Source organism: Herbaspirillum rhizosphaerae (assembly GCF_046025915.1).
In the GTDB taxonomy this organism is placed as follows: Bacteria; Pseudomonadota; Gammaproteobacteria; order Burkholderiales; family Burkholderiaceae_D; genus Herbaspirillum; species Herbaspirillum rhizosphaerae_A.
Genome location: NZ_JAQQFR010000001.1, coordinates 1 through 13,318 on the forward strand (window position 1 = coordinate 1; position 13,318 = coordinate 13,318).

Genomic DNA, 13,318 nt, shown 5'->3' on the forward strand with positions numbered 1-13,318 from the left:
TACCTCTATATTCGCTTCTATATATAGGGATGTCGCACAGTAGGAAACTCAATGCTTATGCAGCTACGATCACGGCACCCGGTTCCGCTCGCCCAGGCCGCCCAAACAATCAGGCAAACTTCGTAAAGTCCGGCTTACGTTTTTCGAAAAAGGCCGTAAATGCCTCCTTCGCTTCCGGCGCCGTCAGCATCTTCGCAAAGTGTTCAATCTCCGCCGTCATCTGCGTCTCGGTCGCAGCGACACGGTTCTTCTTCATTAATTGCTTGGTGACGCGAATCGAACTCGCCGGCAACGCCGCCAGCTTGGCCGCCTGCTTTTGCGCGAAAGGCAGCAACTCTTCCACCGTCATGACGCGATTAACGATCCCCATATCGCGCGCTTCGGCAGCGTCGAAAGCTTCACCCAGCAATAGTTTCTCGGCGGCACGCTGATAGCCGACCAGATGCGGCAGCAGCAGTGAGGAGGCGGCCTCAGGGCACAGCCCCAATTGTGTGAAGGGCATCGAGAAGCGCGCATTGTCCGCTGCGTAGACCAGATCGCAATGCAACAGCAGCGTAGTGCCAATACCAACAGCGACGCCGGAGACGGCGGCAACTACCGGCTTGCTGGCGTGGCTGATCTCCCACAGAAACTTGAACACCGGCGCATCTTTACTATTAGGAGGATTCTTGAGGAAGTCCTCCAGATCGTTGCCTGCAGTAAATGCCTGCGCCTTACCGACGAACAAAATAGCACGCACGGCGCTATCGGTTTCCGCGTCCCTCATGGCATCGGCCAACTGCTGATACATCGCGGCGGTAATGGCGTTCTTCTTTTCCTCGCGATTGAAGCCGATGGTCAGAATGCCGTTTTCTTTGGTGATTTGAATGTCCATATATCTCCGATAAAAAAAGCCGCACGGCCAGTGACTGTGCGGCTTGATTCCTAAACTTGTCGTTTTGGTGCTGACTTACATGCGTTCAAAGATACCTGCTGCGCCCATGCCCGTCCCGACGCACATGGTGACCATGCCGTACTTCAGGTTTTTACGGCGCATTGCGTGGATGGTAGTCGCTGCACGAATCGCGCCGGTCGCGCCAAGCGGGTGGCCGAGTGCAATCGCGCCGCCCATCGGATTGACCTTGGAAGGATCCAGACCCAGATCCTGAATCACCGCCAGCGCTTGTGCGGCGAAAGCTTCGTTCAGCTCAATCCAATCCAGCTGATCCTGAGTAATACCGGCCGCGCGCAGGGCAACGGGGATAGCTTCCTTCGGACCGATCCCCATGATTTCCGGCGGTACGCCGCGCACTGCAAACGAGGCGAAACGCGCCAGCGGCGTCAGGTTGAATTGCTTCAGGATCTTTTCGCTGACCAGGATCAACGCACCTGCGCCGTCCGAAGTCTGCGAGCTATTGCCAGCGGTGACGCTGCCCTTAGCGGCGAAGACCGGCTTCAGCTTGATCAGTGCTTCGATGGTGCTGTCGGCGCGCGCGCCCTCGTCCTTGTTGACGGTACGGGTCTTGATGTCAATCTGACCGGTAGCCAAATTAGGGAAGCGCTCGATGATGTCGACGGAAGTCGTTTCATCGTTGAATTCGCCCGCCAGCTGCGCAGCGATTGCTTTTTGATGCGAGGCCAGAGCGAAAGCATCCTGCGCTTCGCGCGAGACCTTCCATTGCTGAGCGACTTTTTCAGCGGTCAGGCCCATACCATAAGCCATGCCGATATTTTCATCCTTGAAGGCACCCATGTTGATCGATGGATGGAAGCCCATCATCGGCACCATGGACATCGACTCGGCGCCGCCGGCGATCATGACATCGGCCTGGCCGACACGGATACGGTCTGCTGCCATTGCAATCGCGGTAATGCCGGATGCGCAGTAGCGATTGATGGTCACACCGCCGATGGTGTTCGGCAAGCCGGCCAGCAGCACGGCGTTACGCGCCATGTTGAGGCCTTGCGCGCCTTCAGGGAAAGAACAGCCGATGATGGCGTCTTCGATCAGTTTCGGATCGAGGCCCGGGACTTGCGCAATCGCGGATTGAATCACACGCACCAGCAGGTCGTCCGGGCGCACGTTCTTGAACATGCCGCGCGGCGCTTTACCGATCGGGGTTCGCGTCGCAGCGACGATGTAGGCGTCTTGAAGTTGTTTGGTCATTTATGGCTCCTGATTTTTTATGTGGATGCGTGCATTAGTTACGAACCGGCTTGCCGGTTTGCATCATCCCCATGATTCGTTCCTGGGTCTTCGGATGGTTCAGCAGTTCCATGAACGCCTTGCGCTCCAGATCCAGCAACCATTGCTCGTTGACCACGCTGCCTTCTTCGACTTCGCCGCCGCTGACGATCTCGGCGATCATCTGGCCCAGCTTGAAGTCATGCGCGGAGATAAAGCCGCCGTCGCGCATGTTGACCAGTTGCGCCATGATGGTACCGACGCCGTAGCGACCGACCACCGAGACTTGCGGTGCCAGCGCAGGACGATAACCGGAGTCGAACATCGCGCGCGCTTCGACCTTGGCCACGTGCAGCAATTCGTAAGGGTTGAAGACGATGACGTCGTCCGCCTTGAGGTAACCGAGCTTGCGTGCTTCCAGCGCCGACTTGGAAACGTTGGCGGTGGCCGCAGCCAACATGTAATCCTTGAGGAATTGCAGGATGTCGTTGCCCTTGGCTTCCTTCGCGGCGCGCACGGCCGCCTCCTTCAGGCCGCCACCGGCCGGGATCAAACCCACGCCGACTTCCACCAGACCGATGTATGACTCGATCGACGCAACACGCTTCGCGGTATGCAGCAACAATTCGCAACCGCCGCCCAGCGCCAGACCGGCAACTGCAGCGACGACCGGGACGTTGGCGTATTTCAGGCGTTGATGCGCTTGTTGCAGATGATGCACGACCGGCTCGATGGCTTTGACGCCGCCGGACATGAACAGCGGCAGCATGGATTGCAGGTCGGCGCCGGCCGAGAACGCGCCGCCTTCGGCTGCGTCCGCGTGCCAGATCACCAGACCCTTGAAGTTCTTCTCGGCTTCGTCGAGGGCTTTGTTGATGCCGTCGATGACGCCTTGACCGATGACGTGCATCTTGGTCTTGAAGGACAGGATCAGGACGTCGTCGTTCTGATGCCAGATGCGGACCGAGTCGTCTTCGAAGAAGGTGGTGCCGGCAGTCTTGCCGTCGGCAGCGCCTTCGCCGACCAGCGGTGCGCGGAACGCCTGGCGTTGATATACCGGCAGTTCGGAACGGGCGACATTGGTCTTCTTCGATGGCGAGTAAGACCCTTGCGCGCTGTGCACACCTTCGCGGCCATCAAACACCCACGCCGGCAGCGGCGCTGTCGACAGCGCCTTGCCGGCGTCGATGTCTTCCTTGATCCAGGTCGCGACTTGCTGCCAGCCGGAAGCCTGCCATGTCTCGAAAGGACCGACGCTCCAGCCGAAGCCCCAGCGCATTGCAAAGTCGAGGTCGCGCGCATTGTCGGCGACGGTTTCCAGATGCACGGCAATGTAATGGAAGGCGTCGCGGAAGATCGCCCACAGGAACTGGCCTTGCGGATTGGTCGAATCGTGCAGCGCCTTCATGCGCTTGACCGGATCTTTTTCTTTCAGGATGCGCGCGATGATGTCGTCAGCCTTGCCGCCGCCCGGGACGTAATCGCCTTTGGCCGGATCGATGCGCAGGATGTCCTTACCGACCTTCTTGTAGAAACCGGCGCCACTCTTCTGGCCCAGCGCGCCTTGCTCGACCAGTTTCGCCAGCAATGGCGGCGTCGCATACGACGAGAAGAACGGATCGTCCTTCAGGTTGTCTTGCATGGTCTTGATGACATGACCCATCGTGTCCAGACCGACCACGTCCGCAGTACGGAAGGTGCCCGACTTGGCGCGGCCCAGCTTGGCGCCGGTCAGATCGTCGACGACGTCGACCGACAAACCGTATTTTTCTGCTTCGATGGCAGTTGCCAGGATGCCGAACACGCCGACGCGGTTCGCCACGAAGTTAGGCGTATCGAAAGCACGTACCACGCCCTTGCCCAGCGTAGTGGTCAGAAAGGCTTCGAGCTGGTTGAGGATTTCCGGATTGGTGGTTGCGGTCGGGATCAGTTCGACCAGGTGCATGTAGCGCGGCGGGTTAAAGAAGTGCACGCCGCAGAAACGCGCTTTCAGTTCGGCATCGAAACCTTCGGACAACGCGGTGATCGACAGGCCGGACGTGTTGGAGGCGAAGATGGCGTTCGGCGCGATATGCGGAGCGACCTTCTTGTACAGGTCGTGCTTCCAGTCCATGCGCTCGGCGATGGCTTCGATGATCAGATCGCAGCCCTTGAGCAGCTCGATGTCGTCTTCGTAGTTGGCAACCTGGATCAGGGCGGCGTCTTCCTTGTTGCCCAAGGGTGCCGGGCTGAGTTTCTTCAGGTTTTCAATGGCGCGCTGAACGATGCCATTCTTTGGGCCTTCTTTGGCCGGCAGGTCGAACAGGACGACCGGCACTTTTGCGTTGATACAGTGCGCAGCAATCTGGGCGCCCATCACACCCGCGCCGAGAACGGCTACTTTTTTGACGATGAAGTTGGACACGCGTGTCTCCTTTTAGTGATGCAGAAATGAGGTCTGGCTAATCAGGAAGCAGAGGACAGTACGACAAACCCGGAAAACCCCGACGGCTTGCGACACTCTACGCCTTCCCGCAATTTTTTACAGCATGCTGCGTTGTGATGACACTGGCGTGACGGCGAGGTTCGAAAAACTTGCCTCGCCGTCACGTTTGCAGCTTGATTCAGCTTGAGATGAGGACGCTTAGAACAGATCCGCGTCCAAAGCCATCAGATTGGCCGAACCCGAACGCGCCTGACGGATCAGGGTCGCGGTTTCAGGCAGCAGGCGCGCAAAGTAGAAACGTGCGGTCGCCAGTTTGGATTTGTAGAAGTTGTCACCCGAATCCTGTTTCTCCAACGCGATCTTCGCCATTTGTGCGAAGAAGTAGGCATAGACCAGATGGCCAACCACGCGCAGGTAAGGCACGGCAGCCGCGCCGACTTCATCCGGATTCTGGAATGCCTTCATACCGATTTCCATGGTCAGCTTGCTGACCTTGTCGCCGATGTCAGCCAATGGCGAGATGAATTCGGACATCGCTTCGTCGGTGCCGTTGTCTTCGATAAAAGCCTGGACTTGCGCACCGAATTTTTTCAGCTTGGCGCCGTTGTCCATCAGAATCTTGCGACCCAGCAAATCCAGCGACTGAATGGTGTTTGTACCTTCGTAGATCATGTTGATGCGAGCGTCGCGCACATACTGCTCCATGCCCCATTCGGAGATGTAACCGTGACCGCCGTAGACTTGCAGACACTCGGATGTCGCGATCCAGGCGTTGTCGGTGATGAAGGCTTTAACCACCGGCGTCAGCAGCGCGACCTGGTCGGCGGCTTCCTTGCGGACTTCTTCGTCCGGATGATTCAGTTCCTTGTCCAGTTGCAGTGCCACGTAGGAGCAGAATGCGCGGCCGCCTTCGGCATAGGCCTTGGCAGTGAGCAGCATACGGCGCACATCAGGGTGAACGATGATCGGATCCGCAGCCTTGTCCGGCGCCTTGACGCCCGACAAGCTGCGCATCTGGATGCGGTCTTTTGCGTAGACCAGCGCGTTTTGATACGCGACTTCGGTCAGGCCCAGGCCTTGCATGCCGACGCCCAGACGGGCGGCGTTCATGAACACGAACATCGCATTCAAACCCTTGTGTGGTTCGCCGATCAGCCAGCCGACGGCGCCGTCCAAATTCATCTGGCAAGTCGCGTTGCCGTGAATGCCCATTTTTTCTTCGATGGCGCCGCAGGCGATTGGGTTGCGCGAACCCAGCGAACCGTCAGCGTTCGGCATGAACTTCGGCACGATGAACAGCGAGATACCCTTGGAACCTTGAGGTGCATCGGGCAGGCGCGCCAGCACCAGATGGACGATGTTGTCGGACATGTCGTGTTCGCCGGCAGAAATAAATATTTTGCTGCCAGTGATCTTGTAGGAACCGTCGGCTTGCGGCTCAGCCTTCGAGCGCAGCAAACCCAGGTCAGTGCCGCAATGCGCTTCCGTCAGGCACATGGTGCCGGTCCATTCGCCGGAAATCAGCTTCGGCAGATACAGCGCTTTTTGCTCGTCGGATCCATGCGCGTGAATGCATTCATAAGCGCCGTGCGACAGGCCTGGATACATGGTCCACGCCTGGTTCGACGAATTCAGCATTTCGTAGAACGAGTTGTTCATCACCAGCGGCAAACCCTGACCGCCGAACTCAGGATCACAGGACAATGCTGCCCAGCCGGCTTCGACGTATTGCTTGTAGGCTTCCTTGTAGCCCTTCGGCGGCGTGACGGTCTTGGTTTCCTTGTTGTACGTACAGCCTTCACGGTCGCCCGAGTGGTTCAGAGGAAACAGCACCTGCGAGGTGAACTTACCGCCCTCTTCCAGCACCTGGTCGATCAGTTCGCGGTTGGTGTCGGCGTGCGCCGGCAAAGTCTTGAGGACGTCTTCTACCTTCAGCAACTCATGCAGAACGAATTGCATGTCGCGAAGGGGGGCGTTGTATTGGGGCATGTTTTGTCTCCGGCAGAACTGATGAATCAGAAATGAATCAGTGATATTTAAAACTAACTAAGCTGCTTTTTTTGTAGCGGCGCTCGTACTTTTCGTGCTTTTGCTTGTGGCGGCCTTGGCGGTTGCCGAAATTTGCGGTGCTTGCGGGTTGCGATAGCTGTCGATCAGACGGTCGAAGCCGGCCTGCGCGCGCTCTACACTGCCCGGAATCTTGAGGAAGCGCGCATCGTGATGCAGCGCGAGGATCAGGCCGTAGATTTCGTAGACCATTTGCTCGACGTTGATGTCGTCGCGCAGGTGGCCCATTTCCATCGATTGATTGATACAGCGATGCAGCGCGTCGCGCCATGCCTGCACCATCGCCACCAGGTGGTCGCGGATGGCGCCGGGACGGTCGTCGTATTCGACCGCGCCGCTGATGTAGATGCAGCCGAGCGCGATTTCCACGCTGACCAGCTTGACCCAGCGCGCGAACATGCCTTGCAGGCGCTGCAGGCCGCGCGGCTCCTTGATGCTGGGATAGAAAACTTCTTGCTCGAAGCGATGGTGGTACAGGCGCACCACTTCGATTTGCAGATCTTCACGCGATCCGAAATGGGCGAACACGCCGGATTTGCTCATCTTCATTTTTTCAGCGAGCAAACCAATGGTGAGGCCTTCCAGGCCGTCGCGGCTGGAAAGCTCCAGCGCCACGTCAAGAATGGCGGCGCGCGTCAGCTCGCCCTTGCGCATGAACTTCGGCCGTGTCACGGAGGATGATGTCTCAATCATTGCTGTATCTCGAAAAACGCCAACTGCTACGTGCTGCACCGGTCTTTATTGTTGTATTCAGCTTACCTGGGCAGCTCAGAATTTTTTATGCGAACGGTCGTACTATTATTCATTGCCCGATAAATGTCAAACAAAAAATGACGGGCTTGCAGATTTACTTTGAGAAGCAAGAGGCGCTGATACAACGCAGAAGCCGGACGGCAATCTTGCGAGCAGGAAACGGTGCCCAAGTGGCACGAAAATGACCAGGTTCAGCAGCGCGTCGTACGGCACCAGAAGTCGATTTTGAAAGAGGTCAGGAAGAAGATTGATCCAGCAAACGGCGATCGCGTTTGGTCGGACGGCCTTTCAGGGCGGAAGCCGGCTCACGGAAGAAATGATGCTGCTCCGTCGTCAGGCGGCGCTTTTCAACACTGGCCGCCGTCTCGCCGTAGAGCGTCTGCGCCACAGCCGCCGAGCCGCGTTTTTCAGCGATACCGCAGACCACGACCTCCCATTCGGTGGCGCCGTTGTCGATCAGCAAGGTATCGCCGATCTTTACATTGTGCGAAGGCTTGGTGCGGTCACCATTGAACTTCACCTTGCCACGCTCGACGGCGTCGCTCGCCAATGACCGCGTCTTGAAGAAGCGTGCAGCCCAAAGCCATTTGTCGATACGAGTGGTGTCCATGCTTGTGCTCGAAGGAGTAAAAATGCCGGCCCTGATGATTCAACATCAAGGCCGGCACGTTCTACATCACACTATTACTTCAGCGACTCGCCTGCATCGCTGACACTCTATGAATGCCATCAACGCAGGCCATCGGGATCAGCGCTCGACTGCCAGCGCCACACCCATGCCGCCGCCGATACACAAGCTGGCCAGACCGCGCTTGGCGTCACGGCGAACCATTTCGTGCAACAGCGTGACCAGCACGCGGCAGCCTGACGCGCCAATCGGGTGACCGATCGCAATCGCGCCGCCATTGACGTTGATCTTGCTGGTGTCCCAACCCATTTGCTTGTTGACGGCAATCGCTTGCGCGGCAAAGGCTTCATTGATTTCCATCAGATCCAGGTCTTGCGGTGTCCAGCCGGCCTTCTTCAAGGTCAGTTGCGACGCCGGCACCGGGCCCATGCCCATGATGCTTGGATCCAGACCAGCCGACGAATACGACTTGATCTTGGCCAGCACCGGCAGGCCGAGTTCCGCCGCCAGTTTGGCCGACATCAGGACTACGGCGGCAGCGCCGTCATTGATGCCCGACGCGTTGCCGGCGGTGACGGTGCCTTCCTTGTCGAAAGCAGGACGCAGCGCACCCAGCGCTTCCGCGGTGACGCCGGACTTGACGAATTCATCGGTGTCGAAAACGATGGTTTCCTTCTTGTTCTTGATCTCGATCGGAACGATTTCATCCTTGAACTTGCCTGCCTTTTGCGCAGCTTCTGCCTTGTTTTGCGAAGCGGCGGCAAACTCGTCCTGCTCCTTGCGGGAGATGTCGTATTTCTTGGCGACGTTTTCAGCCGTAATACCCATGTGGTACTGGTTATAGACGTCCCACAGGCCGTCGACGATCATGGTGTCGGTCAGCTTGGCGTCGCCCATGCGGAAACCGTCGCGCGAATTGTTCAGCACGTGTGGCGAGGCGCTCATGTTTTCCTGGCCGCCGGCAATCACGATCTGTGCGTCGCCGCACTTGATCGCCTGCGCCGCCAGTTGCACCGCTTTCAGGCCGCTGCCGCACACCTTGCCGACCACAAAGGCCGGCACCATGTCAGGCAGGCCGGAACGGATCACTGCCTGGCGCGCCGGATTTTGGCCGACGCCGGCTGTCAGCACCTGGCCGAGGATGACTTCGCTGATGCTTTCAGGCTTGATGCCTGTCTTCGCCAGCAATGCTTTGATGACTTGCGCGCCCAGATCAGAGGCGGCAATTTTCGACAAGGAACCGCCGAACTTACCGACTGCTGTTCTCTGTGCTGCAACAATAACGACGTCATCCATGTTTCACTCCTTTGATTAAATATCCGAAGTCTTTCCGGGGGTGGACTGACTTGCTTGTTGAAATCCGGGACATCCATCTTAGTCCATTTCAGAGGCAATGGCGATACGGTGGATTTTCGGTATGTAGGCCACAATTATTCAAAGATTTTTATCTATAGTGAAGCTGGACATGTGGCTGCCGAAGAACACGCATCAAGAACCCTGGCGGGCTGAAGTAAAAAAGCGATACACCTGTACAGATGTATCGCTTTCGTTGTTACGACTCAGTGCTGAGCCTGAATTGAAAATGGCGTGTACCTACGCCATTTTCATCTCATTACGCCAAATCGTAGCGATCAGCGTTCATCACCTTGACCCAGGCCGCGACGAAGTCTTTGACGAACTTTTCCTTTGCATCGGATTCGGCATAGACCTCGGCGAGAGAACGCAGTACCGAGTTTGAGCCGAAGACCAGATCCACCCGCGTACCCGTCCACTTGACTTCACCGCTCTTGCGGTCGCGTCCCTCAAACACCTCTGCATCGGTCGCCAGCGGTTTCCACTGCGTACCCATATCGAGAAGGTTGACGAAGAAGTCATTATTCAGCACGCCCGGCGTAGTGGTGAACACACCGTGCCTGACGCCATCAACGTTGATGTTGATCGCACGCAGGCCACCGATGAGCACCGTCAGCTCGGGTGCAGTCAAATTCAGCAACTGTGCCCTGTCGATCAGTAAGACCTCCGCTGGAACACCGAACTTTTTGCCGACGTAATTGCGAAAACCGTCAGCCCGCGGCTCAAGCACAGCAAAGGAATCCACATCCGTCTGATCCTGCCGTGCATCGTTACGTCCCGGTGTGTATGGCACGGTCACGTTGACACCTGCGGCCTTGGCCGCCTGCTCCACCCCGACGCTGCCAGCCAGCACAATCAGGTCGGCCAGCGATATCTTCTTGCCGGCCGTGGCCGACTGATTGAAATCGGACTGAATACCCTCCAGCGCCTTGAGTACCTTAGCCAGTTGCACCGGCTGATTGACGTCCCAATCCTTCATCGGGGCCAGGCGAATACGGGCACCGTTGGCACCACCACGTTTGTCCGAGCCGCGGAAAGTCGAGGCTGAAGCCCATGCAGTGCCGACCAGTTCGCTCGTCGACAAGCCGGAGAGCAGCACCTTGGCCTTGAGTGCAGCCACGTCAGCGGCATCCACCAGCTTGTAATCCACGGCCGGAATCGGATCTTGCCAGATCAGTTCTTCAGCCGGCACCTCAGGCCCCAGATAGCGTGCACGCGGCCCCATGTCGCGGTGCGTCAGCTTGAACCAGGCGCGGGCAAAGGCTTCGGCAAAGGCCTGCGGGTCTTCTGAAAAACGCTGGGAAATCTTGCCGAATTCAGGGTCGAAGCGCAGTGTCAGGTCGGTGGTCAACATCGTGGGCTTGTGGAATTTTCCCTTGATGTGCGCATCCGGAATGATGTCCTCCGCATCCTTGGCGACCCACTGCTTCGCGCCGGCGGGCGATTTGGTCAGTTCCCATTCGTACTTGAACAGGTTCTCGAAGAAGTTGTTGCTCCACAACGCCGGGGTCTTGGTCCAGGTCACTTCCAGACCGCTGGAGACAGTGTCCTTGCCGTGGCCCTGCCCGAAAGTGCTGACCCAGCCCAAGCCCTGCGCCTCTATCAGCGCGCCCTCAGGCTCCGCCCCCTTGTGCGATTCCGGTGCAGCACCGTGGGCTTTGCCAAAAGTATGGCCGCCGGCAATCAAGGCAACGATTTCTTCATCGTTCATCGCCATACGGCTAAACGTGGCGCGGATATCCTTGGCTGCGGCCATATAGTCACCGCTGGCGTTCGGACCTTCCGGGTTCACGTAAATCAGACCCATGTGCGTCGCGCCCAGGTTTTCGTCCAGTTCGCGGTCGCCGGAGAAGCGCTTGTCCGTGGCCAACCAAGTCGTTTCCGCACCCCAGTTCACGTCTGTATCCGGCTCCCACACGTCCGCGCGACCGCCGGCAAAGCCGAAAGTGCGAAAACCCATGGACTCCAGCGCCACATTACCAGTCAGAATCAGCAAGTCGGCCCAGGAAATTTTTTGACCATACTTCTGCTTGATAGGCCAAAGCAGGCGACGCGACTTGTCGATATTCACATTGTCGGGCCAGGAATTGAGTGGTGCAAAACGCTGCTGGCCACGCCCGCCGCCGCCGCGCCCATCCATAGTGCGGTAAGTGCCCGCAGCATGCCAAGCCATGCGAACGAACTGCGGACCATAATGACCAAAATCGGCCGGCCACCAATCCTGACTGTCCGTCATCAACTTGACCAGATCGGCCTTAAGCGCCTTGTAGTCCAGCTGTTTGAATGCTTCAGCGTAGTTAAACTCGTCGCCCAGTGGGTTGGACTTATTGGAATGCTGGCTCAACAAATCAACGCGCAACTGGTTTGGCCACCAGTCCTTGTTGGTCGTACCGCCACCGGTGGCATGATGAACGGGGCACTTGGCTTCGGTTGACATAATGAAGTCTCCTGGTGTGGTCGCGGCCCGGAATGAACCGCGAAAAATTGATGAAAAAAAGAATGAACCTCTAGCGCCCGATATTCCGTTCAATGTCTTTACGCTAAACCCGCTAACACTTTCAGCCCAGCCGAGATCATCTATGGACAGCTTGATGCGCCACTGCGTGAACTTTAATTAAATTAATTAAAAATGAGAAATTAATTGTTTTTATTGATTGGATAGGAATTTCGTTGCAGCGACACATTTGCCCGACCGCTGGCAACAATAAAACTGCATTATCGAGCAAACCTGTGAAAAGAGAGTGACAAGAAGCGCCGGTCAGGCGTCCTGCCCCAGCGTGATGACATGGATGACGCCACGATAGAACAGGAAGGCCGCGCCGTACCAAAGCTTCTTGTACCAGGCCGAGTGCTCAAAGTCCTGCAATTGCACCAGCCTGCCTTCGCTCAGCCCGACTTCGATTTCATTGCGCAGGGTATGTGCAAATTCGACATCGCTGACGACCACGTTGGCCTCCTGATTGACGAACAGGCTCAGGCCGTCATAGTTGCTGGAGCCGACCGTCGCCCATTCGTCGTCAATGACGGCGACTTTGGCGTGCAGCTGGGTCTTGGTGTATTCGATGATGCGCACGCCGGCCCGCAGCAGTTTCGGATAGAAGGAATGCGCCACCGCATCTTGCAGATAGAACTGCCCCACGCCCAACAGCAAGGTCACCTTCACGCCGCGCATGGCGGCCTCTTCCAGAGCCCGGCGCAGCTTGCGGCCCGGAGCGAAATAAGGATTGGCCAGAAAAGCGGTTTCGCGCGCCCGTCCCAGCGCTTGCAGATAGGCGCGCTGGATGGTGCGGCGATTGCGCAGGTTGTCGCGCACCACTAGCCCTGCCAACGCTTGGCCCGGCTCGGTGCCGTGCTGGGTGTAGCGCGCCATTTTGAATTTATCCCAGCGCGCGCGCAGCTTCATCTTGCCGGTGCGTATCCACTGGTTTTGCATTTCTTCGTGGATCGCTTCAACCAGCGGCCCGTTGATCTGCACCGCAAAATCCCAGCGCGGCGCCGGGAGGGTCGAATGATTTGAGTCATCGACAAAATCGTCGATGATATTAAGCCCCCCGACAAACGCCCATTTGCGATCCACCACGCACAACTTGCGATGGCTGCGCGCGACACCGCGACGAAACCAGGGATTGAAAGAACGGTGCTGAACGCCGGCGGAAGTCAGCGTCGCCTTGATCTGCTTGCTGTGGACACGCCCCGTGCCAACCCAGTCGGTGATGACGCTGACGATCACGCCGCGCTTGGCCGCGCGCTCCAAAGCGTCACGCACCAGAATGCCGGTGTCGTCGATGCGAAAAATGTAGGTTTCAAGATAGATCTCGACGTGAGCGTCGTCGATGGCGGCAATCAGCGCGGGAAAGAATTCCGCACCGCTGCGCAACAGCGTCACATTGTTGTCCCCGCTATAGCTGATTACGCGCATAGCGAGAGC

General features: G+C 57.7%; 10 protein-coding genes. 1 reads left to right on the plus strand and 9 read right to left on the minus strand.

The genetic code is table 11. The annotated features are described in order from the left end of the window. Nucleotides 1-109: 109 nt before the first annotated feature. From PQR63_RS00005 to PQR63_RS00025, 5 genes are all read right to left on the minus strand, one after another. The gene (locus PQR63_RS00005) at nt 110-874 is read right to left on the minus strand and encodes an enoyl-CoA hydratase (protein ID WP_408164579.1); all 765 of its coding nucleotides are present in this window, start codon (nt 872-874) and stop codon (nt 110-112) included. A gap of 75 nt (nt 875-949) precedes the next feature. Next, complete coding sequence (locus tag PQR63_RS00010; protein ID WP_408164581.1) at nt 950-2,146, minus strand: acetyl-CoA C-acyltransferase; 1,197 nt, start codon at nt 2,144-2,146, stop codon at nt 950-952. A gap of 34 nt (nt 2,147-2,180) precedes the next feature. After that, entirely contained in the window at nt 2,181-4,568 is a 2,388-nt protein-coding gene (locus PQR63_RS00015) for a 3-hydroxyacyl-CoA dehydrogenase/enoyl-CoA hydratase family protein (protein WP_408164582.1), read from the minus strand. A 219-nt stretch (nt 4,569-4,787) separates the two neighbouring features. Continuing rightward, the gene (locus PQR63_RS00020; RefSeq protein ID WP_408164584.1) at nt 4,788-6,578 is read right to left on the minus strand and encodes an acyl-CoA dehydrogenase C-terminal domain-containing protein; all 1,791 of its coding nucleotides are present in this window, start codon (nt 6,576-6,578) and stop codon (nt 4,788-4,790) included. 57 nt (nt 6,579-6,635) lie between these two features. Beyond that, the gene (locus PQR63_RS00025; RefSeq protein WP_408164585.1) at nt 6,636-7,349 is read right to left on the minus strand and encodes a TetR/AcrR family transcriptional regulator; all 714 of its coding nucleotides are present in this window, start codon (nt 7,347-7,349) and stop codon (nt 6,636-6,638) included. Here PQR63_RS00025 and PQR63_RS00030 point away from each other — a divergent pair. After that, nucleotides 7,337-7,594, plus strand: coding sequence for a hypothetical protein (locus PQR63_RS00030; protein WP_408164587.1), 258 nt, complete (start codon nt 7,337-7,339; stop codon nt 7,592-7,594). The genes PQR63_RS00025 and PQR63_RS00030 overlap by 13 nt on opposite strands. A gap of 50 nt (nt 7,595-7,644) precedes the next feature. On the opposite strand, the gene PQR63_RS00035 is transcribed toward PQR63_RS00030, so the two are convergent. From PQR63_RS00035 to clsB, 4 genes are all read right to left on the minus strand, one after another. After that, entirely contained in the window at nt 7,645-8,019 is a 375-nt protein-coding gene (locus PQR63_RS00035; RefSeq protein ID WP_408164589.1) for an RNA-binding S4 domain-containing protein, read from the minus strand. A 138-nt stretch (nt 8,020-8,157) separates the two neighbouring features. Continuing rightward, complete coding sequence (locus tag PQR63_RS00040) at nt 8,158-9,333, minus strand: acetyl-CoA C-acetyltransferase (protein WP_408164591.1); 1,176 nt, start codon at nt 9,331-9,333, stop codon at nt 8,158-8,160. Between the two features lie 316 nt (nt 9,334-9,649). Continuing rightward, nucleotides 9,650-11,827, minus strand: a complete 2,178-nt coding sequence (gene katG / locus PQR63_RS00045; protein WP_408164593.1) for a catalase/peroxidase HPI — start codon at nt 11,825-11,827, stop codon at nt 9,650-9,652. A 321-nt stretch (nt 11,828-12,148) separates the two neighbouring features. Then, complete coding sequence (gene clsB, locus PQR63_RS00050) at nt 12,149-13,309, minus strand: cardiolipin synthase ClsB (RefSeq protein WP_408164595.1); 1,161 nt, start codon at nt 13,307-13,309, stop codon at nt 12,149-12,151. Between the last annotated feature and the right edge of the window lie 9 nt (nt 13,310-13,318).

Excerpts from the sequence above, each read along its gene's own strand:
- PQR63_RS00035 (WP_408164589.1), bottom strand. The coding sequence starts at position 8,019 with ATGGACACCACTCGTATCGACAAATGGCTTTGGGCTGCACGCTTCTTC.
- PQR63_RS00025 (WP_408164585.1), bottom strand. The coding sequence starts at position 7,349 with ATGATTGAGACATCATCCTCCGTGACACGGCCGAAGTTCATGCGCAAG.
- PQR63_RS00020 (WP_408164584.1), bottom strand. The coding sequence starts at position 6,578 with ATGCCCCAATACAACGCCCCCCTTCGCGACATGCAATTCGTTCTGCAT.
- clsB (WP_408164595.1), bottom strand. The coding sequence starts at position 13,309 with ATGCGCGTAATCAGCTATAGCGGGGACAACAATGTGACGCTGTTGCGC.
- PQR63_RS00040 (WP_408164591.1), bottom strand. The coding sequence starts at position 9,333 with ATGGATGACGTCGTTATTGTTGCAGCACAGAGAACAGCAGTCGGTAAG.
- PQR63_RS00010 (WP_408164581.1), bottom strand. The coding sequence starts at position 2,146 with ATGACCAAACAACTTCAAGACGCCTACATCGTCGCTGCGACGCGAACC.
- PQR63_RS00005 (WP_408164579.1), bottom strand. The coding sequence starts at position 874 with ATGGACATTCAAATCACCAAAGAAAACGGCATTCTGACCATCGGCTTC.
- katG (WP_408164593.1), bottom strand. The coding sequence starts at position 11,827 with ATGTCAACCGAAGCCAAGTGCCCCGTTCATCATGCCACCGGTGGCGGT.
- PQR63_RS00030 (WP_408164587.1), top strand. The coding sequence starts at position 7,337 with ATGTCTCAATCATTGCTGTATCTCGAAAAACGCCAACTGCTACGTGCT.